This is a genomic window from Micromonospora sp. HB375, from assembly GCF_017872985.1.
GTDB classification, from domain to species: Bacteria; Actinomycetota; Actinomycetes; order Mycobacteriales; family Micromonosporaceae; genus Micromonospora; species Micromonospora chalcea.
The window spans coordinates 6,613,172-6,636,243 of the sequence record NZ_JAGGJO010000001.1 but is presented as its reverse complement, the minus strand read 5'-3'; the positions used below and the strand labels follow the sequence as shown (position 1 = coordinate 6,636,243).

Genomic DNA, 23,072 nt, shown 5'->3' with positions numbered 1-23,072 from the left:
CGGCCGGCGGCGCTCAGCCGCCCGCCGGCGCTCCCGCCGGTGTCGCCTCGTCGCCGGAGCGGGACAGCGGCAGCCGGGCGCGAACCCAGGTGAGCGTGCGGTCGAGCACCGCCCGCGCCATGATTGCCACGCAGGCGCCGCCGTTGAGGAACGAGGCGACCACGTCGCTGGGGTGGTGCATGCCCCGGTACATCCGGGTGAGCGCCACGCCCACCGGCACCAGCACCAGCAGCGCCCACCAGCCCACCTTCACGGGGGTGCTGCGCGCCCGCAGCGCCAGCAGCACCGCGAGACCCACGTAGAGCGCGGTGGCCGCCGACGTGTGCCCGGACGGGAAGCTCGAAGTCGGCGGGGAGGCGTCCATGTGCTCGACGGCCGGACGGTTCCGGTCGATCACCATCGTGGTGAACAGGAAGATCAGTGCCTGCGCGGTCACCGCCGCGCAGAGGAACAGCGGCTCCCGCCAGCGGTGCAGCACCAGCCGCAGCACCAGCGCCGCCAGCACCGTGACCACGACGATCATCTGGGTGCTGGCGAGCGTGCTGAACACCAGCGAGACGTCGTTCCAGCCCGGCGTGCGATCGCCGGCCAGCTCCCGGTTGACCGTGTCCTCCACGGTGAACGGCCAGGTACGCGCCAGCACCCGGGTCACCAGCAGGCCCAGACCCACCATCAGCGCGAAGAGCAGGGCCAGCGGCAGCAGGACACGCCGGGTGACTCGGATCACGACATCGGACATGGGCTCGCCTGTACCCCGTGGTGGCTCCGGCTACGCCCGGCCGTCCTCCGGCCGCTGATCGGCCAGCTCCGGCTCGACGCCCTCGCGGAGCGGACGGGCGGACGGTCGCCCGGATCCGCTGCGCCAGGTGGCGAACGCGGCCGAGGTCGCGGCCACCACCGCCGCCCCGAGCACCCAGCCACCCACCACGTCGCTGGTCCAGTGCACGCCCAGCGCGATCCGGCTGAGCCCGGTCACCACAGTCACCAGCAGCGCGGCGGCCCACAGCATGATCCGGCCGGCGCGGCTGTCCCGGGCGAACGGCAGGAACACCAGCAACAGCACCGCGGCCGCCAGCGCCGCGTTGAGCGCGTGACCGGACGGGAACGAGTAACCGGCCGCCCGGGCCACCGGTTCGAGCAGGTCCGGCCGGTCCCGCCCGACCAGGAGCTTGAGCAGCGCGCCGAGCAGCCCACCGGCGATCATGGTGACGACCACCCAGGCCGCGAGCCGGGACGCGCCGCGCCGGAACAGCCACACCGCCACCACTGCCGCGGCCACCCGCAGCGGGCCGGGCCCGAAGACGTGCGTCCAGACCGTCATCGCCGCGACCCAGGCGGGATGGTCCTGCGCGTACCCGTGGAACGCGTCGGTGATCGAGGCGTCCAGCCGGAGCAGCGGCGACCAGGCGCCGAGCACCAGCAGCGCGAGCAGGGCGAACGGGATCAGCACCAGGAACGCGGCGGCGGTGGCCAGGGAGAGCCGCAGACCCAGTGAGTGGTCCCGGTCGAGGCGGCGGCTCCGCCACGACCGGCGGCGCGTGACAGTCGCCCCGGTGGTGTCCATGGGGGCTTCCCTACCCAGGAACGGGCGCGGTCAGACCGCCGCGTCGGTCAGCGGCGGATCTGCCGGAACCGGCGCACCATCAGCGCGCTGCCGGTGATCAGCGCCACGAACAGCGCCAGGCCGCTCCAGAGCCGCTCCGGGGCGCCCACGACGGTCTGCCCCGCCGGCAGCGCCGACCAGCCCTCCGGCCTACGCCCCAGCGGGTCGCCGCCGCGGCCCGCCGCCGCGGCCCGGGTGTCGCGTCCGTCCTCCGGGGCCGGCCCGAAGCCCACCACGCCGGGAGAGTCGTTGTCGTCCAGCGGGTTGTGACCCACCGACGGCACGTCGGCGGTGAGCGCCGCCACCGGGTCCACCAGGCCGTAGCCGAACCGGTCGTCGCGTCCGGTCGGGCCGAGGTCCCGGGCGGTGCTGATCAGCCGGTTGACCACGTCCCCGGCGGACATCTTCGGGTACCGCGAGCGGACCAGCGCGGCGGTCGCGGCCACCAGCGGCGCGGCGAAGCTCGTCCCCTGCACCCGCCAGTAGCCCCCCTCCGGCCGCGCGCCGTAGAGCGCGGTGGCGGGTGCGCTGAGGACCGTCTCGTGGCCGGTGATCGAGCCGGACCAGAGGTTCTCGCCGGAGCGTTCCAGCCCGGCGACGGCCAGCACGCCGGGCTCCCGGGCCGGATACCAGACCTTGGTGGTCGTCGAGGTGGCCAGGTTGCCGGTGCAGGCGACCACCACCACGTCCCGGGCGAAGGCGTAGTCGAGCGCTGCGGCCAGGGCCGCGCTGTCGCTGCTGCCGCCCAGCGACAGGTTGACCACTCCGGCGCCGTTGTCCACCGCCCAGCGCACCGCCTTGGCGATGATGAGCGCGTCGTCGTAGCGGTTATCGGCGTCGAGCACCCGGACCGGGAGGATCTTGGCGTCCGGCGCCAGCCCCACCACGCCCCGGTCGTCGTCGGCCCGCCCGGCGATCAGCCCGGCCACGGTGGTGCCGTGCCCCACCGGATCAGGCCCGTCCGAACCGTCCGGAGTCACCAGGTCGAGGCCGGGCAGGACCTGGCCGGCCAGGTCGGGATGCGATCCGTCCACACCGGAATCGATCACCGCGACCACCACGCCGCGCCCGGTCGAGGTGCGCCAGGCGGTCTTCGCCCGCAGCTTCTCCAACTGCCACTGCTCGTCGCGGACGTGGTCGCCGCGGAGCACCCGGTCGGGAGCCGCCAACTGCCGCTGAGAGGCGGCGACCGGTCCGCTGACGCCGCCGGCCTGTGCCGGCGGCGTCAGCGGACCGGCGACGACGACCAGCGCCGACGCGACGGCCAGCAACGCGCGCCGGGCGACGCGCCGGGGCGGCCCACCGGGCAGGCCCTGCCGATCCCTGGTCACATTCCCCAGCCGTTCCGTCGCGTCAGACACATGCCGCTCGGAGATTACCGGTTGTCCCGGCCGTCACGGGCCAACTCGGCACTTCGGATCACCCGGGCGGAAGATGCGCCAACTGCACCAGGCGCACCCCCTCACGACGGGTGACCAGACGGGCCCGGCCCGGCGGCAGCGGCCCGGCCTTCACCTGACCGACGAGCGCGCCCTCCTCCGGGCCGCCCGACATCACCAGCCCGGCCGTGGACAACTCCCGCAGTCGCTGCACGATCGGCTCGTACGCGGTCCGTCCCGCCCCGCCGGTCCGCCGCGCCAGCACCAGATGCAGCCCGACGTCCCGGGCGTGCGGCAGGTGCTCCTCCAGCGCGCGCAGCGGGTTCGTCGGGCCGCCGGCCACCAGGTCGTAGTCGTCCACCAACACGAACAGCTCCGGCCCCTGCCACCAGGACCGGCTGCGCAGTTGAGCCGGGGTCACCTCCGGTCCGGGCTGCCGCCCCGCGAGGTAGCCGGCGGCCGACTCGATCAGCTCGGCGGTGTGCGGCGCCGCCGTGCCGTACCCGATCAGGTGTGGAGTGTCGATCACGCCCATCAGGCTGCGCCGGTAGTCCACGAGCATCACCCGGGCCTGCTCCGGGGTGAACCGGTTGACGATCGACGTGGCGAGCGCGCGCAGGAACGACGACTTGCCGCACTCGGCGTCGCCGAAGACCATGAAGTTCGGCTCGGTGGCGAAGTCCAGCACCACCGGGGCGAGGTCCGCCTCCGCCACGCCGATCGGGAACGCCAGCCCGGTTGTCGCGCTCTGGTCCAGCTCGGCGTAGGGCAGCACCGGCGGCAGCAGCCGCACCCGGGGCGCGGGCGGACCGGTCCACGCCCCGGCGACCGCCTTCACCAGGTCGGCGGTCTCGCCGCCGAGCGCGTCGACCCGGGGCACGGCGGTGAGGAAGTGCAACCCGCCGGCGGTGATGCCCCGCCCCGGCCGCTCCTCCGGCACCGTCGCCGCCAGCGCCCGCTTGACCACCACCGAGTCGGCCGGGTCGCCCAGGCGCAGCTCCAGGCGGGAGCCGAACAGGTCGCGGATCGCCGGGCGGAAGTCCGACCAGCGCAGCGCGGTCGCCACCACGTGCACCCCGTACGCCAGGCCGCGGGTGGCCAGTTCGGTGACCAGCGGTTCCAGGTCCTCGTACTCGCCGCGCAGGGTGTTCCAGCCGTCCACCACCAGGAACACGTCGCCGAAGGCGTCGGTCGCGCCCGCCGCCCGGCGCTGTCGCCACGCGGCCATCGACTCCACGCCCGCCTCGGCGAAGCGCCGCTCCCGCTCCGCGAGCAGGCCGGCGACCTCGCCGACGGTACGGCGCACCGCGGTGCCGTCGGAGCGCCCGGTGACACCGCCCACGTGTGGCAGGTCGCGCAACGTGCCCAGCGTGCCGCTGCCGAAGTCGAGGCAGTAGACCTGCACCTCGGCCGGGGTGTGGGTGAGCGCCAGCGCGCAGACCAGGGTGCGCAGCAGGCTGGACCGGCCGCTGCGGGTGGTGCCGACCACCGCGACGTGCCCGGCCGCGCCGTCCAGCGCCAGCCAGAGCAGGTCACGCCGCTGCTCGAACGGCTTGTCCACCACCGCCACCGGCACCTGCAGCGCCCCGTGCAGCTCCGGATTCGCCACCGTGAGCCCGCGTGCCGGGTCGGCGCCGACCGGGCCGAGCAGCTCGTCCAGGGCGGGCGAGGCGTCCAGCGGCGGCAGCCACACCTGGTGCGCCGGCGGGCCCTGCCCGGACAGCCGGTCCACCAGCAGGTCCAGCAGCGTCTCGCCGCTGTCGTCCTCGGCGGGGAGGGCGGCGGGCGTGGCCGGCTCGGGCACCGGCACCAGATGGGTGGAGAAGGCGAGCACCCGCGACTCACCAGCGTCGGGCGCGCCCGCCGGCCCGCCGCGCCGGTGGACCGCGCCGGAGACGTACGCGGCCTTGAACCGCACCAGCGGGTCGGTGCCGGAACGCAGGTAGCCGTGCCCCGGGCTGCGCGGCAGTTCGTGCGCGTCCGGCACGCCCAGCACCGTCCGCGACTCCAGCGCCGAGAACGTCCGCAACCCGATCCGGTACGACAGGTGCGTGTCCAGCCCGCGCAACCGCCCCTCCTCCAGCCGCTGGCTGGCCAGCAGCAGGTGCACCCCGAGCGACCGGCCCAGGCGGCCGATCTGCACGAACAGGTCGATGAAGTCGGGCTTGGCGGACAGCAGCTCGGAGAACTCGTCGCAGATCAGCAGCAGTGACGGCAGCGGCGCCAGCGGCGAGCCGGCCGCCCGGGCGCGCTCGTAGTCGCGCACGCTCGCGAAGTTGCCCGCCCGGCGCAGCAGTTCCTGCCGGCGCATCAGCTCACCGTTTATCGCGTCCACCATCCGGTCCACCAGTGGCAGCGCGTCAGCCAGGTTGGTGATCACGGCGGCGGTGTGCGGCAGCCGCTCGAACGGCGCGAACGTGGCGCCGCCCTTGAAGTCGACGAGCACGAAGTTGAGCTGCTCCGAGCTGTGCGTGGCGGCCAGCCCGAGCACGAGCGTGCGCAGCAGCTCCGACTTGCCGGAGCCGGTCGCGCCGATCAGCAGGCCGTGCGGGCCCATGCCGTCCTGCGCCGACTCCTTCAGGTCGAGGTCGATCGCGCCGCCGTCCGCGCCCACCCCGATCGGCACCCGCAGCCGGTCCCGCGCGGCCCGGGGCGCCCAGCCCTGCTCTGCGGTGAAGCCGTCCGGGTCACCGAGCCCGAGCAGCTCGGGCAGGCCGGGTTCGGCGCCGGGCGGCGCGTCCGGCCCGCGTACCGTGCCGGCGAGCCGCAGCGGCGCGAGCCGCCGGGCCACCGCCTCGGCGTCGGCGGTCGCCAGCGCGTCGGCGGCGCCCACCTCGGCGTGCCCCTCGGCGGAGTGCGAGTGCAGCCGGCCGTCGACCAGGTCGAGCAGGAGGGCGTACCGGTCGAGCAGCCGGGGCGGCGGGGTGTCCAGGTCGAGCACGGTGACCGCGTCGATGCCGCCGTCGCCGGCCAGGTCGGTGGCCCCGGTCAGGTCGCCGCCGTCGAGCACCACCACGACGTGCGGCCCGTCCGTGGCCACGCCGTGCGGACTGAACCGCGACCGGGCGCCGAGCACGTCGTGCAGCAGCCGTTCCAGGTCGGCGGCGGAACTGGTGACCAGCCGCACCGGGCCGAGCGCGTCGGTACGGCTCGGGTGGTGGGCGTGCGGCAGCCACTTGACCCACTCCCAGGCGGCCCGGCGTTCCGGCCCGGAGCAGACCGCGATCAGCAGCTCGTCCGGCGCGTGGAAGACGGCGAGCTGGGTGAGCACCGCCCGGGCCAGCGCCTGCGCGGCGGGCGATCCGGCGCCGCGTACCGGGCCGGCCGGCCCGCGCACGAAGACCCGGGCGAAACTGCGCAGCGACAGCGCCACCGGCAGGTCCGGCACCACCGAGTACGCGTCCAGGAAGCGCCGCAGCGCCCCGGCCGTCATCGGCTCCAGCTCCTCCAGCGGGCGGGTGACCGGCGGAACCAGCGGGGTGGCCAGCGTCTGCGGCCCGACACCGACCCGGACCACGGCGAAGTCCCCGTCGCCGGGCCGCCGTTCCCAGACCCGGTGGCTGTCGACAGTCGACCAGAGTCGCCCCGGATCGGGATGGCGGTAGGACAGGCCGGCCCGCTGCGCGCCGGCGGTCTCCCGTACGCGGCGGCGCAGCGTGGCCAGGTGCCGCAGGTACTCCCGGCGGGCGGCCATCAGCTCGGACTTCTTCGGCCCGGCGCTGCCCCAGGTGGTCACCAGCATCGCCAGCGAGGAGAGGCCGAACATGCCGCCCACCACGTACGAGTAGGCCCCGCCGCCCCGGCCGAACATCATCGCCATGGCCACCGTCCCGCCGAGCATCGGCAGCACCATAAGCGCCTGCTGCCAGCGCCCGCCGGCAGCCACCGGGATCTCCGGCGGCGCCTCGACCGGCAGCTCGCCGACCGGAATCTCCGGCGCCGGGCGGCGTGGCGGCCGCTTGATGACGACAGTGGACACTCACCCTCCCCGGAAGTGGCTCTGGGTAACCCGAGCCTGGCTCATCGTAGGTAAAGTCCTCTCGTCCGTCAGCCCACTGTTCCCGCTCGATATGGAGGTGCCTCGATGACAAGCGGGCTCGCCCGGGTCACCATCAGCGCGCCCCGGCGGCGGGTCGACGTGGCCCTACCGGAGCAGGTCCCCCTGGCCGAGCTGCTGCCCGAGGTGCTCCGGCACGCCGGGGAAGGCCTGGCCGACGACGGGGAACGGCACGGCGGCTGGGTGCTGCGCCGCACCGACGGCGGGGTGCTCGCCACCGCGCAGGCGCTCCTGCCGCAGGGCGTCCGCGACGGCGAGGTGCTGCACCTGGTGCCGGCCCGTGCCGAGTGGCCCGAGCTGGAGTACGACGACGTGGTCGAGGCGATAGTCGACGGGGCCCGGCGCCGGGGCGCCGCCTGGTCGGGCCGCGCCACAAGGGCCGCCGCGCTCGGCGGCGCCGCCGTACCCCTGGCCGTCGGGCTGGTCGCCGTGGTCGCGGCCGGTCCCGGTGAGCGCGGCTGGCCGGTGGCCGCCGCGATCGCCCTGATCCTGGTGCTCACCGCCACCGCGGCCTCCCGGGCGTACGCCGACGGCGCCGTCGGCGCCACGCTCGGCGGGTACGCGCTGCCCTGGGCGGCGACGGCCGGTGCGCTCGCCGTCGCCTCCGGCGATCCGGTCGGCCCGATTCCCGGCCTGCGCTGGGTGGGCGCTCCGGAACTGCTCGTCGGCTCGGTGGCGCTGCTGCTGGTGGCGGTGCTCGGGCTGCTCGGCGTGGCCAGCCGGTCCCGGGTCTTCGTGGCCGGGGTGACGGCGGGCGTGACCGGCGTGGCGTCCGCGTTCGGCGGGCTGCTGCTCGACCCGGCCGGCGCCGCGGCCGTCCTGCTCGCCGTGCTGGTGTTCGCGCTCGGCGGGCTGCCGTTGCTGGCCATCCGGGTCGGCAAGCTGCCGCTGCCGCCGCTCACCCTGCCCAGCCCGGCCGGCACCCGGGACCTGCCGGACCGGGGCCGGGTGCACGCGGCGGTGGCCCGCGCCGAGGAGGTGCTGACCGGGATGCTGCTCGGCCACGCGCTGCTCGCGGTCGGCGCGGTCGCGGTGCTCGTCGCCACCGGCCGGACCGCCGGGCTGCTGCTCGCCGCCGTCGCCTGCGGGGTGCTGCTGCTGCGCTCCCGGCTGTTCGTCGCGGTACGCCACCGGGTGCCCGCCGTCGTCGCCGGGCTGGCCGGGTACGCCCTGCTCGGCGCGGTGCTGGCCGAACGCGCCGGTCCGGCCGGCCGGTTCGCGCTGGCCGTGGGCGGGCTGGCGCTGGCCCTGGCCGCGGTCACCGCGGGCGCCACGTACGCCCGGCGACCCGTCTCCCCGTACCTCGGCCGGCTGGCCGACCTGACCGACACCGCGCTGGTGGTCGCGGTCGTGCCGGTGGCCTGCGCGGTGCTGGGCCTCTACGACCGGGCCCGCGACCTGCTCGCCTGAACACGCGGAGGCCCGGGTCGCGAAGCGCGACCCGGGCCTCCGGCGAAAGCGTGAGCGTCAGTGCAGCGTCTCGCCGCGCTCCTCGGCCTCCTTGGCCCGCCGGTACGAGGCGGCGATCTCCGCCTCGGCCTCGACCCGGCCGACCCAGGTCGCGCCCTCGACCGACTTGCCCGGCTCCAGGTCCTTGTAGACCTCGAAGAAGTGCTGGATCTCCAGCCGGTCGAACTCGCCCAGGTGGTGGATGTCGCGCAGGTGCTCCTGGCGCGGGTCCTCGTAGGGCACGCAGAGGACCTTGTCGTCGCCGCCCTTCTCGTCCGTCATCCGGAACATGCCGATGGTGCGGCAGCGGATCAGGCAGCCGGGGAAGGTCGGCTCGGGCACCAGCACCAGCGCGTCCAGCGGGTCGCCGTCCTCGCCGAGGGTGCCCTCGATGAAGCCGTAGTCGGCCGGGTACTGCGTGGAGGTGAAGAGGGTACGGTCCAGCCGGATGCGGCCGGTCGCGTGGTCTACCTCGTACTTGTTGCGGTGACCCTTGGGGATCTCAACCGTGACGTCGAAATCCATCTCCCACGCTCCCTCGTTTGCCCACGCTGGCTAACGGAACCAGCGGTTCGCCCCCGGCGCGGGGGAACGCCCCCCGTCGGCCTCGGCCGCCGCATAGTGTTCGGACCGAAGTAGTGTCGCCCAAGGCGATTTCGAGCGGGGGAGGAGGGGGCCGTGGGGAGGGAAGATTCACACTACCGCCCCGAGAGGGTTGACGGGTCCGCTTCCGGGGGTTCCGGTTCCGGTGGCGCCACCGGCCGGGTGTCCGTACCGGGTGCGAACGTCCCCCACCGTCCGGCTCCGGGTCCGATCCCGGTGAGCCCGCCGGTCCCGCCGGCCGGCGCCGCGCCGCCCCCGCCCTCCCCGCCTCCGGCCGCGCCGCGTCGCCGCTCCCGGCTGGTCGCGGCGCTCGCGTGCGTACTCGTGCTGGCCCTGGCGGTCGCCGGGCTGGCCGTGTTCCGGCCCGGTCCGGTCGCGGGCTGGCTGGGCGACGACAGTTCTTCGGGTACGGCGGTCGCCGCGCCGCCCGAGCCCACCCCGCCGGCCGTGCTGGCCGGGCCGGACGGCAACGCCCCGCTGCCCACCGAGGCCGGAATCCGCGCCGCCCTGGACCCGCTGGTGCGCGCCGCCGCGCTCGGCGACCGGGTGCACCTGTCGGTGGCCGACGTGAGCACCGGCCAGGCGCTCTACGGCAGCGGCCAGGACACCCCGACGGTGCCCGCCTCGGTGACCAAGCTGGCGACCGGCGTGGCGGTGCTCGCGGCGCGCGGCCCGGCCTACCGGATCCCGACGAGGGCGGTGGCCGGCCCGAACCCGGGCGAGGTGGTCCTGGTCGGCGGCGGTGACCCCACGCTCGCCGTGGACAAGGACGGCTTCTACCCGGGCGCGGCCCGGCTGGACGACCTCGCCGCCCAGGTGCGCAACGCGCTCGGCGGCACCGCGCCGACCAAGGTGATCGTCGACTCGTCGCTGTTCACCGGCCCGGTCTTCGAACCCGGCTGGGACTCCGACATCCCCACCGGCGGGTTCGGCGCGGCGATCACCGCGCTGATGACCGACGGCGCCCGGAAGAACCCGGTGGAGGCGCGCCGCACCGCCGAGCAGACCAACCACGCCGCCGAACGGGTGCCCCAGCCGGACCTGACCGCCGGCCGGCAGTTCGCCAAGCTGCTCGGGCTCACCGGCGGCGCGGCCCAGGTGACCCGGGGCACCGCGCCGGCCGCGTCCGGCGCCACCGGTACGGCGCCCGGCGCCGAACTGGGCACCGTCGAGTCCCTGCCGATGATCCGGCTGGTCGACATCATGATCAGCGACAGCGACAACGTGATCGCCGAGGCGATGGCCCGCCAGGTGGCGCTCGCCAAGGGCAAGCCCGGCTCGTTCGCCGGCGGCGCCGCGGCCACCGGCCAGGTGCTCGGCGAACTGGGCCTGCCGGCGGGCGAGATCAGCCTGGCCGACGGCAGCGGGCTGTCCCGCACCAACCGGATCAGCCCCTCGCTGCTCACCGACCTGATCACGCTCGCCGGCAACGGCAGCCACCCCGAACTCGCCGCCATCTTCGGCGGCCTGCCGGTCGGCGGCTGGTCCGGCACGCTCGACGAGCGCTACCGGGCGGCGGCGACGAGCGCCGGCGCGGGCGTGGTGCGTGCCAAGACCGGCACGCTCAGCGGGGTCAACGCCATCGCCGGCACGGTCACCACCGCCGACGGCCGGCTGCTCACGTTCGCCGTGCTCACCGACCGGACGCAGGGCTCGCTGGACGAGACCCGGGCGGCGCTGGACCGGATCACCTCCGCGCTGGCCGGGTGCGGCTGCCGCTGACCGACGGGCGTCGATCGGCGGGCGCGAGCCCGGGTGGGGGTGTTCCGGCGCGGGTACGGTGGGTTCATGGCGCAGTTCGTGGACTGGGATCTGGCCGCCGCGACAGCGGGGGCGCTGAGCAAGTCGGGCCCCCGGGTGTCGTACGCCGAGGCCACCGACGTGGTCGGCGACCTGCGCCGGCTGACCGAGGAGGCGGCCGGGCACGTCGCCGACTACACCGGCCTGCGGCCGCAGGTCGCCCACCCGCCGGTACGCGTGGTCGACCGCCGGGACTGGGCCGCGGCGAACATCGCCGGGCTGCGTGAGGTGGTGTCCCCGCTCGTGGAGCGCCTCTCCGGCGACAAGCGGCCGGGCGCGCTCACCGAGGCGATCGGCTCCCGCGTGACGGGTGTGCAGGCCGGCACCGTGCTGGCGTACCTCAGCGGCCGCGTGCTCGGCCAGTACGAGGTGTTCGCCGGTGACCCCGGCCAGCTGCTGCTGGTGGCCCCGAACATCCTCGAGGTGGAGCGGAAGCTCGGCGCGAACTCGCGCGACTTCCGGCTCTGGGTGTGCCTGCACGAGGTCACCCACCGCACCCAGTTCACCGCCGTGCCGTGGATGCGCGCGTACTTCCTCGGCGAGGTGCAGGCGTTCGTGGACGCCTCCCAGGGCGGCGAGCACCTGCTGGAACGGCTCCGCCGCGGCGTGGCCACGCTCTCCGACGCGGTCAAGGACCCGGAGAGCCGGGCCAGCGTGCTGGACATCGTGCAGACCCCGGCCCAGCGCGCCGTGCTGGACCGGCTGACCGCGCTGATGACGCTGCTGGAGGGGCACGCCGAGTTCGTGATGGACGGCGTCGGTCCGCAGGTCATCCCCAGCGTCGAGTCGATCCGGGCGGCGTTCAACCGCCGCCGCGAGTCCGGCAACCCGCTGGAGAAGGCGATCCGGCGGCTGCTCGGCATCGAGGTCAAGATGCGCCAGTACGCCGAGGGTCGCAAGTTCGTGCACGGCGTGGTCGACCGGGTGGGGATGCCGGGCTTCAACAAGATCTTCTCGTCGCCACTGACGCTGCCGCGCCTGGACGAGCTGGGCGACCCGGACGCCTGGGTGAACCGCGTACACGGGCCCGCCGGTGCCACCCCGCCCCTCGGCTGACCCGCCCGGCCCGGGTAGTTCGCCCAGTTCGGTCGGTGCGCTGAGTTCGGCTGGCTCGGTCGTGCCGGGCGGTCCCGCCGGCTCGGCGGATCCGGCTGGCTCGGTGGATCGCCCCGGCCGGGCTGATTCCGGCGCGCGATCGCGCCGCTCTCCGTCGCCCGCTCCCGCCGTCGCCGCCGTGCGGCTCGCCGTACGCCGGACGCTGACCGGCCTGCCCGGCGCCGGACCGGTGCTGGTGGCCTGCTCCGGCGGCGCCGACTCGCTCGCGCTCGCCGCCGCCACCGCGTTCGTGGCTCCCCGCCTCGGCCGCCCGGCGGGCCTGGTGACAGTCGACCACGGCTTGCAGCCCGGCTCCGCCGAGCGGGCCGAGGCGGTCGCCGCCTGGGCCCGCTCGGCCGGGCTCGACCCGGTCGAGGTGCTTCCGGTACGGGTGGACGGCCGGCCCGGCGGCCCCGAGGCGGCCGCCCGCGAGGCCCGGTACGAGGCGCTGGTCGCGGCGGCCCACCGGCACCACGCGGCCGGGGTGCTGCTCGGGCACACCCGGGACGACCAGGCCGAGACGGTCCTGCTCGCGCTGGCCCGGGGCGCCGGGCCACGAGGGCTGTCCGGGATGCCGGAAAGTCGTGATCTCGACGGGGTAACCCTGCTGCGCCCACTGCTCGACATCCCACGTGCCGACACCCGGGACGCCTGCGCCGCGCTCGGGCTCGACCCGTGGGCGGACCCGCACAACGCCGACCCCGCGTACGCCCGGGCCCGGGTCCGGTCCGACGCGCTGCCGGCACTCGTCGACGCGCTCGGGCCGGGGGTGGTGGCGAACCTGGCCCGTACCGCCCGCCTGCTCGCCGCGGACAACGCCGCGCTCGACGCGCTCGCGGACGCCGCGCTGGCCGACGTCCGGGCCGACGGCCGTGCGCTCTCCGTCGACGGGCTGGCCGGGTTGCCGGCCGCAGTGCGTACCCGGGTGCTGCACACCTGGGCCCGCGAGCTGGGCGCCGCGCCGGCCGCGCTGTCCCACAGTCACGTGGCAGCGCTGGACGCCCTGGTCACCGATTGGCGCGGCCAGGGCCCGGTGCACCTGCCCGGCGGCCACCAGGTACGCCGCCAGGCCGGTCACCTCCTGCCCTGACCGGTGATCCAGCCGGGTTCGCGCCGCCACTCCGGCGGCCTGGCGCCCCGCGGCGTCTCGCCCCTCCCGCCTCGCCTCGCCTGGCAGTGATCAAGGACTTTGTGTCCACTTCACGCCTCCGGCAGCCCGCAAACTCCTTGATCACGGGTGCGGCGCGGGAAGCGGGCCCACCCGGGGGCGGTGATCATGAGGTTGACGGGGAGGAAACGGACGAAATCCACGGTCAACTTCATGATCGCCGGGCCGGGCCGGGCCGGGCCGGGGTGGGCCGGGGTGGGCCGGGTGGAGCGGGGAACGTCAGGCGGTGGTGCGTTCGCGGAAGGTGGTGCGGTAGGCGAGCGGGGTGGTGCCGACGCGGCGGGTGAAGTGGTGCCGCAGCGCCGCCGCGTCGCCGAAGCCGGCCTGCTCGGCGACGCCTTCCACGCTCAGCGTGGTGTCCTCCAGCAGGTGCCGGGCCAGCAGCACCCGCTGGTTGGTCAGCCAGTCGTGCGGGGTGGTGCCGGTCTCGGCGCGGAACCGGCGGGCGAACGTGCGCGGGGCCATGCCGGCGCGCGCGGCCAGCTCGTCCACTGTCACCGGGCGGCGGAGTTGGCCCATCAGCCACTCCAGCACCGGTTCCAGGGTGGGCGCCTCGGGGGCCTTCGGGATGGGCGCCTCGACGTACTGGGACTGGCCGCCGTCGCGGTGCGGTGGGACGACCATCCGGCGGGCCAGCCGGGTCGCCACGGCGGAGCCGTGCTCCTGGCGTACCAGGTGCAGGCAGGCGTCGATGCCGGCGGCGGTGCCGGCGCTGGTGAGCAGCCGGCCGTCCTGCACGTAGAGCGAGTCGCACTGCACCTGGGCGGCCGGGAAGCGTCGCTGGAGCTCGTCGGTGTAGCGCCAGTGGGTGGTGCAGGCGCGCTCGTCGAGCACGCCGGCTTCGCCGAGGACGAACGCGCCGGCGCAGACGCTGAGCAGCCAGGCTCCGCGGTCGGCGGCGCGGCGCAGCGCGGCGAGCACCGGTTCGGGCACCGGGGCGCCGTCGGCGTGCGCGGGCACCGCCACCAGGTCGGCGTCCTCGACCACTTTGAGGTCGGCGGTGGGGGCGAGCAGGAATCCGGAGCGGCTGCGGACCGGGCCGCCGTCGGCGGTGCAGACATCGAACCGGTAGCTGGGGAAGCCGTCGGCGGTGCGGTCGGTGCCGAAGACCTCGGCGAGCACGCCGAGCTCGAATGCGGCGACCTGGTCCATGACGATGACGGCGACCGAGCGGAGCATGTGACGAGGGTAACCCGACCGGTGGCAGTAAATCGATGCCCAATGACATTCCTGCCACTGTCCGTATCGGTCGGTGGCTCGCAGAATCAATGGTGTCCGGTGCGCACCGGCGGCGAAAACCGTCTCAACCATGCGAAAGCGAGCGCCGCCATGACCGTTCTGACGTTCCTGCTCTTCCTGCTTCTCCTCGTCGGGGCCAGCGCCTTCGGGCTCACCGCCGACACCCGCGACTCGGCCGACTGGAAGCCGAGCGACGACGGGCAGCGCTGGCGCTCCCGTACCTGCTGAGGTGATTAATCCAGATCGCGCCGAAAATCCCCGGCGGGACCGCGCCAAAAGGAGCGGCCCCGCCGACGGCCGCCGTGGGGCGTACGGCAGGCTAGGAGCATGGCTGACGGCTCCTGGTACGACGCCGACATCGACCACGTGATCATCTCGGAGGCCCAGATCCGCGACAAGACCGCGGAGCTGGCCAAGCAGGTCTCGGCGGACTACGCGCACGTCGAGGACGGCCTCCTGCTCGTCTGCGTGCTCAAGGGCGCGGTCATGTTCATGGCCGACTTCGCCCGCGCGCTGGGCCGCCAGGGCCCGCCCGCCGAGCTGGAGTTCATGGCCGTCTCCTCCTACGGCCAGGGCACCACCTCGTCCGGCGTGGTCCGCATCCTCAAGGACCTGGACCGGGACATCGCCGGCCGGCACGTGGTGGTGGTCGAGGACATCGTCGACTCCGGTTTGACCCTGTCCTGGCTGCTGCGCTACCTGGAGTCGCGCTCCGCGGCCAGCGTCGAGGTGGTCGCGCTGTTCCGCAAGCCGGACGCGGTCAAGGTGCAGGTTCCGGTCAAGTACGTCGGATTCGACATCCCCACCGAGTTCGTCGTGGGCTACGGCCTCGACTTCGGCGAGCGCTACCGCGAGGTGCCCTACGTCGGGGTGCTCAAGCCCGAGGTGTACGCCCGGGCGTGAGTTCCGCCGAGCCCTTCGTCAGCGGACATTCAGCGGGCTCTCAGCCTTCCGGTCTACGGTAGGGGCCGGTGACGTGGAGGCACCCTCCACGCCCGACCCCTCGAACCGCTGACCGTGCGGTATGGGTGGGCCGGGTGCGGAGCTCCCCGCCACGCCGGCCCAAACCCGGGTTCGCCCTGCGCGTAAGTGACGGGCTCGCAAGCTCGCTCGTCGCGCGTACGGTGTACCGTCGAATGACCGTGGTGCGGCAGTTTGCGTGCCCCGGGGGTCGGGCCGGCCCGCACGGCGGCCCCGGCCGCCGCTCAAGGCGGCGACACCATTCAGACGGTCAGGACGTCGATCAGGAGGATGCGGGCGCCTCGGCACCCGACAACAGCATGGAACGTACGCGTTTCTTCCGCCGACCGGTGGTCTGGATCATCCTGGTCATCCTCGGCGCCGTTGTGCTCAGTCAACTGTTCACCGCTGGTCCCAGCTACCACCGGGTGGACACGTCCGTCGCGCTCGACCAGCTCAACAAGGGCGGCATCGAGAAGGTCGTCTTCCAGGACAAGGAGCAGACGCTCCAGCTCGACCTGAAGGACAAGGCCAAGTTCGGCGACGACACCACCACCGACAAGATCGAGGCGCAGTTCCCGTACGAGGTCGGCGGCCAGGTCTGGAACCAGGTCCGCGAGGCCGAGGCGGCGGACCGGATCACCGGCCCGGTCGACACCAAGGTGTCGTCGGACAGCATCTGGGTCAGCCTGCTGGTCAACCTGCTTCCCATCGCGCTTCTCGTGCTCCTGCTGCTGTTCTTCATGTCGCAGATGCAGGGTGGCGGCTCGCGGGTGCTCAACTTCGGCAAGTCCAAGGCGAAGATGATCACCAAGGACACGCCGAAGACCACCTTCGCGGACGTGGCCGGGGCCGAGGAGGCCGTCGAGGAACTGCACGAGATCAAGGACTTCCTGCAGAACCCGGCGAAGTACCAGGCCCTCGGCGCCAAGATCCCGAAGGGCGTGCTGCTGTTCGGCCCGCCCGGAACCGGCAAGACGCTGCTGGCCCGCGCGGTCGCCGGCGAGGCCGGGGTGCCCTTCTACTCCATCTCCGGCTCCGACTTCGTCGAGATGTTCGTCGGCGTCGGCGCCAGCCGTGTCCGCGACCTGTTCGAGCAGGCCAAGTCGAACGCCCCGGCGATCGTCTTCGTCGACGAGATCGACGCGGTCGGCCGCCACCGTGGCGCCGGCATGGGCGGCGGCCACGACGAGCGGGAGCAGACGCTCAACCAGCTTCTGGTCGAGATGGACGGCTTCGACACCAAGGGCGGCGTGATCCTGATCGCCGCCACCAACCGGCCGGACATCCTCGACCCGGCGCTGCTGCGCCCGGGCCGGTTCGACAGGCAGATCCCGGTCGACGCCCCCGACATGGAGGGCCGCAAGGCCATCCTGCGGGTGCACGCCAAGGGCAAGCCGTTCACGCCCGACGTCGACCTCGACGCGGTCGCCCGGCGTACCCCGGGCTTCAGCGGCGCCGACCTGGCCAACGTGATCAACGAGGCCGCGCTGCTCACCGCCCGTAAGGAGCAGCGGGCGATCACCAACGACTCCCTGGAGGAGTCGATCGACCGGGTGATTGCCGGTCCGCAGCGCCGGACCCGGGTGATGAGCGACCAGGAGAAGAAGATCACCGCGTACCACGAGGGTGGGCACGCGCTGGTCGCCTGGGCGCTGCCGCACGCCGCGCCGGTGCACAAGGTGACCATCCTGTCCCGGGGTCGCTCGCTGGGTCACACGCTCGTCCTCCCGACGGAGGACAAGTACACCCAGACCCGGGCCGAGATGATCGACACCCTGGCGTACGCGCTCGGTGGCCGGGCGGCGGAGGAGCTGGTCTTCCACGAGCCGACCACCGGCGCCGGCAACGACATCGAGAAGGCCACCCAGCTGGCCCGCGCGATGATCACGCAGTACGGCATGAGCTCCAAGCTCGGTGCGATCAAGTACGGCACCAGCGGCGACGAGCCGTTCCTCGGCCGCAACATGGGCCACGAGCGGGACTACTCCGACGCGGTGGCCGCCGAGATCGACGGCGAGATGCGCGCGCTGATCGAGCTGGCCCACGACGAGGCCTGGGAGATCCTGGTGGAATACCGGGACGTCCTGGACAACATGGTCCTGGAGCTGATGGAGAAGGAGACCCTCTCCACCGCCGACATGGCCCGCATCTGCGCCCGGGTGGTCAAGCGCCCGCCGATGGCCCCGTACCACGGCTTCGGCAAGCGTCAGCCCTCCACCGAGCCGCCGGTGCTCACCCCGGCCGAGAAGGAGGCGCTGGCGACGCAGGCCCGCGCCGACGCGGCCGCCTCGATCGGTGGTTCCAGCTCGATCGGTGGTTCCAGCAACAACTCGGACGGTACGCACTGAACAGCGATCCGACGACGGCCGGCTCCCCGCACAGGGAGTCGGCCGTCTCCGCGACCGAGCCCGACGGCGACGACGCGCTCGACTACGTGGCCGCACGCCTGATCAGCGGAAAGCTGACAGGCGGCCCGGTGGAGGACAGCGTCGACCTCGCCCGGATCGAGAAGGCGGTACGCGAGATCCTCATCGCGGTCGGCGAGGACCCGGACCGCGACGGCCTCCAGCAGACCCCGGCCCGGGTCGCCCGCGCGTACGCCGAGCTCTTCGCCGGCCTGCGGGTCGACCCAGCGCAGGTGCTGCGCACCACGTTCGAGGCCAACCACGAGGAACTGGTGCTCGTCCGGGACATCGACGTGATGAGCCTCTGCGAACACCACCTGCTGCCGTTCCGGGGCAGCGCGCACATCGGCTACATCCCCGGCCCGGACGGCCGCATCACCGGCCTGTCCAAGCTGGCCCGGCTGGTCGAGGTGTTCGCCCGGCGGCCGCAGGTGCAGGAGCGGCTCACCTCGCAGATCGCCGACCTGCTGATGTCCAGCCTCGCCCCGCGCGGCGTGATCGTGGTGCTGGAGTGCGAGCACATGTGCATGGCGATGCGCGGCATCCAGAAGTCCGGCGCGAAGACGATCACGTCCGCGGTGCGCGGCGGCCTGCAGAACGACGCGAAGTCGCGGGCCGAGGCGATGGCGCTGATCATGGCCCGCTGACCCTCGACCGACACCGACGGCCGCGTACTCCCGCCCGGGAGACGCGGCCGTCGTCAGCTCGGCAGCATGGCCAGCAGCAGGCCGGCGGCGGTGAGCACCGCCGGGATCAGGCAGACCAGAGCCCCGAACCGGGGCGTGCGGTCCACCCGGTCGGTCGGACGCGGACGGAAGAGCCGCCCCACAGCGAGCCACCCCAGCATGAACGCGACAGCCGGCAGCGGCAGCCCCACCAGCAGCGCCAGCACCGTCACCGCCCCCGGCCCGGCCACCGCGTACAGCACGAGCTGGAGCAGCGGCACCACGAGCGCCAGCGGCCCGTACACCAGCAGGTTGCGCGGCCGGGACGGCCACCGCGCCAGCCGGGGCAGGCCCCGCGCGGCTAGCGTGTCGTCCGCCGCGTCCGCCCAGTCCCCGGCGGCGCGCAACGCCGCCAGCACCGCCGACGGCCCACCCGCCATCGACCGGGCCGCCTCGGTCACCTCCGGCGGCGTCGGTACCAGCGACAACGCCGGTACGCCCAGCTCACGCAGCCGGGACTGCTGCGGCGCCAGCCGTTCGCGTACCGCTGTCAGCTCCTCGCGGGCCGCCGCCACCGACCGCGCCTGCTCCCCGGCGGCGGTGGCCGCCGCCCGGCGTACGCCGTCGAGCGCCCGTGCGGCCGCGACGTACTCCGTCCAGGCCGACTCGGCGGGTTCCGCCACTGTTGTCGGTCCGCCGTTGCGGGGCCCGGGCACGGTCGTGCCGGTCTCGCTCATGCCGAACCCTCCCCGGCGCCGAACGGCACGAAAACGGTGCCCTGCTCGTCCGGGCCGTCCCAGAGCATCGCGCGGCCCGGCCGGGGCCGCCACCAGACCGGACGGTCGAAGAGCTGCTCCAGCCGCCCGCCCGGCACGTCGGTGACCGCCACGGCGGTGAGCTTGTCCAACTCGCCCTCCGGGCCGAGCAGCCCGGCCAGCGGCGCCGGCGTCCGCCACCAGCCGAGCAGGTGCCGCCCGGCCGGCGGGCCCTCCAGCAGCAGCGACCGCAGCAACTCCGGCGGCAACTCGGTGGCGTCCGGCACGTCCACCCCGAACACCACCAGGTAGCCGGGCTCGTCCGACGCCATCGCGGTCCGCAGCCCGGCCGCGTCGACGGTCTCCACCCGATGCCGCCCGGCCAGTTCGGCGGCCAGCACCCCGGCCGGCTCGGCCGACCCGTTCGCCAGCGGCGCCAGCACGAACCGGGCCGCGCCCGGATGCGCCGCCGCCGCGCTGCGGACCGCCGTCACCAACAGCCGCTCGGCCTCCTCGTCCCGGCCCAGGACGGCCAGGTTGCGCCCGGCGCCCGGCCCGAGCGGCACCGTCACTGTGGAGCGCCGCACGTCCACCCCCCGGCCCAGCAGGGCGGCGGGAGCGTGGGCCCGGCCGGCCAGCGCGGCCCGGTGCCGCGGGTCGTTGGCGAGCAGCGGGCGGGCGTACCCGGCGAACACCACCGGCGGCGTCGCCGACTCGCCCCGCGCCTCCCAGAGGCGTCGCCGCAGGCCGGCCAGGACCTCCGGATCCTCGTACGGGTCCGGGAAGCGGATCATCCGCTCATGCCCGCGGGTCGCGCCGCGCGGACCGCCCAGACCGCCCGCCGTGTTCACCACCGCGCTGCCCACCGGCAGCCCGGCCGCCGAGTCGTTCGCCGGCTCCAGCACCGCCGAGCCGCCGGGCAGTGCCACCCGCACCGGGAACTGGCCGAGCAGCGGATCCCGCGGGCCGCCGATGCCCAGGTCACCCTCGCCCGCGAGGACCAGGTGGATGCCGTACGACCGGCCGGCGCGGGCCAGCGCGTCCAGCCGGGCCAGCAGGTCGGCGGCGAGCCGGTCCCGCTCGCGCAGCACCAGCGGGAAGTTGTCGATCACGCAGACGATCCGGGGCAACGGCTGGTGCTGCCGCAGCTCGGCGTAGCGCTGCCCGCCGGCCCGCCGGGACGCCTCTTCGCGGCGGCGCAACTCCGCCTCCAGCTCGCCGAACAGGTCGGCCACGTACTCCCGGTCGGCCGCCATCGCGGCGGCGCGCACCTGCGGCACCCAGGAACGGTCCCGCTCGGTCTGCAGGAACTCCACGAAGGACTCGCCGTCGGCCAGGTCGGCCAGGTAGAGCGCCAGCTCGTCCGGGCCGTACCGGGCGGCGAGCCCGAACAGCGCGTCGGTCAGGAACGCCGACCGGCCGGCCTGGCCCCGGCCACTGACCAGCCAGTGCGGGGTCAGCTCGGTGAAGCCGAGGCTGACCGGGCGCCCGGCGGCGTCACCCACGGTGGTGCTCAACCCGTCCGCCGAGCCGTCGGTCCAGAAACCGTCCGCCGGGAGCAGGTCACCCAGCGAGAGGCGGGAGCCGTCCTCGATCTGCCGGACCAGCCGCGCGCACACAGCGGCGACCAGTTCGGCGGGCGGGTCGTCGTCCAGGAACACCGGCGAGTTCAGCCCGCCCGGCGGCTCCGCGCCGGGACTGCTGAACCCGGCGCCGGGCGGGTCGCCGACGAGCGCGTACGCGGTGCGGACCGTGATCGCCGTGGCGCGCGGCAGCGGACCGCCGTCCGGCCAGCCGGCGACCACCAGATGCAGCCCGGCCCGGGGCCCGCCCTCGGCCAGGCCGGCGAGCCGGTCCAGGTCGGCAGTGGTAGTACCCTCCGGCAGCGCGGCCACCACGAGCAGCAGCGTCCGGTCGTGCGCCCGCTGCCGGGCCGTGCCCGCGGCCACCCACTGCTCCGCCTCGGCCAGCACCGCGCGCATCCCCGCGAGGTCGGTGGCGGGCGGGGGCAGCAGGCCGGCGTCGGCGAGCGGCGCGTACCCGGCGAAGGTATCACCGGAACCGCCGTCCACCGCGCGAGCCAGCAGCGCTCCCGCCGGCGTCGCCGCGAACACGCGCAGCAGCAGCGCGCGGAGCAGCCCCGCCACCCGAGGGTCCGAGGCGTCGGCGTCGAGGCTCACGTGACCGCTGCCGAACAGGGGCGCGAGCGCGGGGAACCGGGCGTCGTCGAGCGGCGCGGCGGTGCCCATCCGGACCAGCGGCGGCGGGCCGTCACCGGGTGGCGTCGCCGCGGTCAGCGTCTCCAGCGGACCGCCGGCCCAGCCCGGCGCGGCCAGTTCAGCAGCCGCCCGCAGGCGCTCGGCCAGCTCGTACTGCCGGTGATGGTCGGCCGGCGCGGGCCGGATCTCGTCGAGGATGCCCGCCGCCGCCGTCGCGGCGGCCTCGGCCCGGCGGTGCAGCGCGGCGGCCCGGCCGGCGCGCGCCTTCGGAGTCGCCACCGCGTCCACCTCTCTTCCCGAGGCCGACATGTCCTCCCCGAGGTGTGACGGTAACCCAGCCGGGGGCCGTCCACCGGGATGTCGGTCGGCGCGGTGAGCTGGTCGGCGGTGAGCAGCCTCACCCCGCCGCCGGGCGGCCTCCGCCCGGCGGTTCGCCACGATCCGCCGGTTCCAGGCATTGGGTACGCGACGCGCAGCCGATAGCCTCAGGAGGTGGAATCAGTGCAGCCCCCCGCCGGTTCCCAGGTGTCCCGAGTACCGGCGCAGCGGACCCCGCCGGAGCAGTTGGCGCCTCCCGCGCCCGCTCCCGCGCCGGTACGCCCCAAGCGGTCGCTGCGGACGGTCGTCGGCGTCGTCGCGGGGGTGCTGGCGCTGCTGTGCACGGGTGGAGCGGTGGCCGGATTCGTGCTGTACGACCGCGCGACAGCGCCGGACCGAAGCGCCCCCGACGTGGTCGTGGCCAACTATATTCAGGCATTTCTGGATGACCGGAACGACACAAAGGCACAAGAGTTCACCTGCGCAAGGCAGACCGGGCTGGATGGACTACGAGCGCTTCGCGACGACCTCGTATCCCGGGAACAGCGCTTCAACACGACGATCTCGGTGAGCTGGGGCCCGCTGGCCATCCAGGAGTCCGGCGAGGTCGCCATGGTCGAGGTCGAGCTGATCATCTCCGCCTCAGTCGAGGGCATTTCGCAGAGTGAGCGGCAGAAGTGGCGGTTCGAGACGCGGCGCGACGATGGCTGGGGCGTCTGCTCTGCGCAGCGTGCCGACTGACTTCCGGCTACTCCAGCCATAGCAGGTGCACCGGCACCTCCAACGTGGTCGGTGCCTGACCGCGCCAGGCCCACCGGTACCACTCCAGTTCCGGCGTGACCCGCACGCAGATGTCGCCGTCCGCCCCGGAGTAGGTCTCGGTGACGGCGCGCAGGTCACGCCGTTCCACGCCGTTGTCCACGTGCACCACGCGCCGGCCGGTCACCGCGTCGGCCTCGAACACCGGGGTGGGCGGCCGGCGGTTCGGGGCGTCCAGCGAGACCAGCCGGATTCCCGAGGGGGCTGGTGAGGTCGGCGGGGGTCGCTCGCCGATCGTCTCCACCCAGACCCGTTCCACGGGCACCAGCGGGGCGAACACCTCCACCTGCTCGGATTCGGCCCGGTACCACTCGTGTTCCGGGATCACAGGTACGTAGGTGCGGCTGCCCTGCACGACGCGCTCGTCAGCCCGCAGGTCCCCGCGCCAGCCGAGGCCGGGAAGGCCGACGAGTACCCGCCGGCCGCGCAGCTCGGTTCCGCTCGTGGCGGGCACCGTCTCGACCGGCCGGGGCGGCAGTGGTGCCCAGTCCGGCCGGTCGGCGAACGGGTCGGGCAGGGGGTTGCTCATCCGCCC

Annotated in this window: 18 protein-coding genes; 9 read left to right on the top strand and 9 right to left on the bottom strand. The window is 74.6% G+C overall.

The window, feature by feature from the left end; all coding sequences use genetic code 11:
• Positions 1-13 precede the first annotated feature (13 nt).
• The 4 genes from J3R08_RS29590 to eccCa all read right to left on the bottom strand — a co-directional run bounded on the left by J3R08_RS29590 (position 14) and on the right by eccCa (position 6,961).
• On the bottom strand, positions 14-739 hold the full coding sequence (locus J3R08_RS29590) for a phosphatase PAP2 family protein (protein WP_209963585.1): 726 nt from the start codon (positions 737-739) through the stop codon (positions 14-16).
• Positions 740-769: 30 nt separating this feature from the next.
• Positions 770-1,564 (bottom strand): phosphatase PAP2 family protein, encoded by a 795-nt coding sequence (locus tag J3R08_RS29585; RefSeq protein WP_209963582.1) that lies wholly within the window; start codon positions 1,562-1,564, stop codon positions 770-772.
• A 47-nt stretch (positions 1,565-1,611) separates the two neighbouring features.
• Entirely contained in the window at positions 1,612-2,913 is a 1,302-nt protein-coding gene (gene mycP, locus J3R08_RS29580; protein WP_374102414.1) for a type VII secretion-associated serine protease mycosin, read from the bottom strand.
• A gap of 109 nt (positions 2,914-3,022) precedes the next feature.
• A complete protein-coding gene (gene eccCa, locus J3R08_RS29575; RefSeq protein ID WP_209963576.1) occupies positions 3,023-6,961 on the bottom strand; it encodes a type VII secretion protein EccCa in 3,939 nt (1,312 codons plus the stop codon).
• A 105-nt stretch (positions 6,962-7,066) separates the two neighbouring features.
• On the opposite strand from eccCa, the gene eccD reads away from it, so the two are divergent.
• Complete coding sequence (gene eccD / locus J3R08_RS29570) at positions 7,067-8,449, top strand: type VII secretion integral membrane protein EccD (protein ID WP_209963573.1); 1,383 nt, start codon at positions 7,067-7,069, stop codon at positions 8,447-8,449.
• 57 nt (positions 8,450-8,506) lie between these two features.
• On the opposite strand, the gene J3R08_RS29565 is transcribed toward eccD, so the two are convergent.
• Positions 8,507-9,013, bottom strand: a complete 507-nt coding sequence (locus J3R08_RS29565) for an inorganic diphosphatase (RefSeq protein ID WP_013288994.1) — start codon at positions 9,011-9,013, stop codon at positions 8,507-8,509.
• Between the two features lie 294 nt (positions 9,014-9,307).
• Here J3R08_RS29565 and dacB point away from each other — a divergent pair, with 294 nt between their 5' ends.
• From dacB to tilS, 3 genes are all read left to right on the top strand, one after another.
• Positions 9,308-10,813, top strand: coding sequence for a D-alanyl-D-alanine carboxypeptidase/D-alanyl-D-alanine-endopeptidase (gene dacB, locus J3R08_RS29560; protein ID WP_374102393.1), 1,506 nt, complete (start codon positions 9,308-9,310; stop codon positions 10,811-10,813).
• A gap of 66 nt (positions 10,814-10,879) precedes the next feature.
• A complete protein-coding gene (locus tag J3R08_RS29555; protein WP_043330860.1) occupies positions 10,880-11,947 on the top strand; it encodes a zinc-dependent metalloprotease in 1,068 nt (355 codons plus the stop codon).
• A 178-nt stretch (positions 11,948-12,125) separates the two neighbouring features.
• Positions 12,126-13,076 (top strand): tRNA lysidine(34) synthetase TilS, encoded by a 951-nt coding sequence (tilS, locus tag J3R08_RS29550; RefSeq protein ID WP_209963570.1) that lies wholly within the window; start codon positions 12,126-12,128, stop codon positions 13,074-13,076.
• Positions 13,077-13,373: 297 nt separating this feature from the next.
• On the opposite strand, the gene J3R08_RS29545 is transcribed toward tilS, so the two are convergent.
• A complete protein-coding gene (locus J3R08_RS29545) occupies positions 13,374-14,333 on the bottom strand; it encodes a GlxA family transcriptional regulator (RefSeq protein WP_209963567.1) in 960 nt (319 codons plus the stop codon).
• 150 nt (positions 14,334-14,483) lie between these two features.
• On the opposite strand from J3R08_RS29545, the gene J3R08_RS29540 reads away from it, so the two are divergent.
• The 4 genes from J3R08_RS29540 (at position 14,484) to folE (ending at position 18,408) form a co-directional block, all read left to right on the top strand.
• Positions 14,484-14,621, top strand: a complete 138-nt coding sequence (locus J3R08_RS29540; protein ID WP_181373729.1) for a hypothetical protein — start codon at positions 14,484-14,486, stop codon at positions 14,619-14,621.
• A gap of 99 nt (positions 14,622-14,720) precedes the next feature.
• Positions 14,721-15,296 carry a hypoxanthine phosphoribosyltransferase gene (hpt, locus tag J3R08_RS29535; RefSeq protein ID WP_013288988.1) on the top strand — a complete coding sequence of 192 codons (576 nt, stop codon included), beginning with the start codon at positions 14,721-14,723 and terminating at the stop codon, positions 15,294-15,296.
• Between the two features lie 377 nt (positions 15,297-15,673).
• Positions 15,674-17,704 carry an ATP-dependent zinc metalloprotease FtsH gene (gene ftsH, locus J3R08_RS29530; RefSeq protein WP_043327886.1) on the top strand — a complete coding sequence of 677 codons (2,031 nt, stop codon included), beginning with the start codon at positions 15,674-15,676 and terminating at the stop codon, positions 17,702-17,704.
• 86 nt (positions 17,705-17,790) lie between these two features.
• Positions 17,791-18,408, top strand: a complete 618-nt coding sequence (gene folE / locus J3R08_RS29525; RefSeq protein ID WP_013288986.1) for a GTP cyclohydrolase I FolE — start codon at positions 17,791-17,793, stop codon at positions 18,406-18,408.
• 53 nt (positions 18,409-18,461) lie between these two features.
• Here the strand turns inward: folE and J3R08_RS29520 are convergent, their stop codons facing one another.
• On the bottom strand, positions 18,462-19,163 hold the full coding sequence (locus J3R08_RS29520; RefSeq protein ID WP_166457513.1) for a hypothetical protein: 702 nt from the start codon (positions 19,161-19,163) through the stop codon (positions 18,462-18,464).
• Entirely contained in the window at positions 19,160-21,688 is a 2,529-nt protein-coding gene (locus J3R08_RS29515) for an FtsK/SpoIIIE domain-containing protein (protein ID WP_209963563.1), read from the bottom strand. The genes J3R08_RS29520 and J3R08_RS29515 overlap by 4 nt, the downstream gene beginning before the upstream one ends.
• 213 nt (positions 21,689-21,901) lie before the next feature.
• On the opposite strand from J3R08_RS29515, the gene J3R08_RS29510 reads away from it, so the two are divergent.
• Complete coding sequence (locus tag J3R08_RS29510) at positions 21,902-22,459, top strand: hypothetical protein (protein WP_113973588.1); 558 nt, start codon at positions 21,902-21,904, stop codon at positions 22,457-22,459.
• Positions 22,460-22,466: 7 nt separating this feature from the next.
• On the opposite strand, the gene J3R08_RS29505 is transcribed toward J3R08_RS29510, so the two are convergent.
• A complete protein-coding gene (locus tag J3R08_RS29505) occupies positions 22,467-23,066 on the bottom strand; it encodes a hypothetical protein (protein WP_113973587.1) in 600 nt (199 codons plus the stop codon).
• Positions 23,067-23,072: the final 6 nt, after the last annotated feature.

Coding starts and splice junctions, on each gene's coding strand:
- J3R08_RS29545 (WP_209963567.1), bottom strand. CDS start 14,333: ATGCTCCGCTCGGTCGCCGTCATCGTCATGGACCAGGTCGCCGCATTC.
- J3R08_RS29505 (WP_113973587.1), bottom strand. CDS start 23,066: ATGAGCAACCCCCTGCCCGACCCGTTCGCCGACCGGCCGGACTGGGCA.
- J3R08_RS29565 (WP_013288994.1), bottom strand. CDS start 9,013: ATGGATTTCGACGTCACGGTTGAGATCCCCAAGGGTCACCGCAACAAG.
- ftsH (WP_043327886.1), top strand. CDS start 15,674: ATGGAACGTACGCGTTTCTTCCGCCGACCGGTGGTCTGGATCATCCTG.
- J3R08_RS29555 (WP_043330860.1), top strand. CDS start 10,880: ATGGCGCAGTTCGTGGACTGGGATCTGGCCGCCGCGACAGCGGGGGCG.
- J3R08_RS29520 (WP_166457513.1), bottom strand. CDS start 19,163: ATGAGCGAGACCGGCACGACCGTGCCCGGGCCCCGCAACGGCGGACCG.
- J3R08_RS29590 (WP_209963585.1), bottom strand. CDS start 739: ATGTCCGATGTCGTGATCCGAGTCACCCGGCGTGTCCTGCTGCCGCTG.
- eccD (WP_209963573.1), top strand. CDS start 7,067: ATGACAAGCGGGCTCGCCCGGGTCACCATCAGCGCGCCCCGGCGGCGG.
- J3R08_RS29585 (WP_209963582.1), bottom strand. CDS start 1,564: ATGGACACCACCGGGGCGACTGTCACGCGCCGCCGGTCGTGGCGGAGC.
- hpt (WP_013288988.1), top strand. CDS start 14,721: ATGGCTGACGGCTCCTGGTACGACGCCGACATCGACCACGTGATCATC.
- J3R08_RS29540 (WP_181373729.1), top strand. CDS start 14,484: ATGACCGTTCTGACGTTCCTGCTCTTCCTGCTTCTCCTCGTCGGGGCC.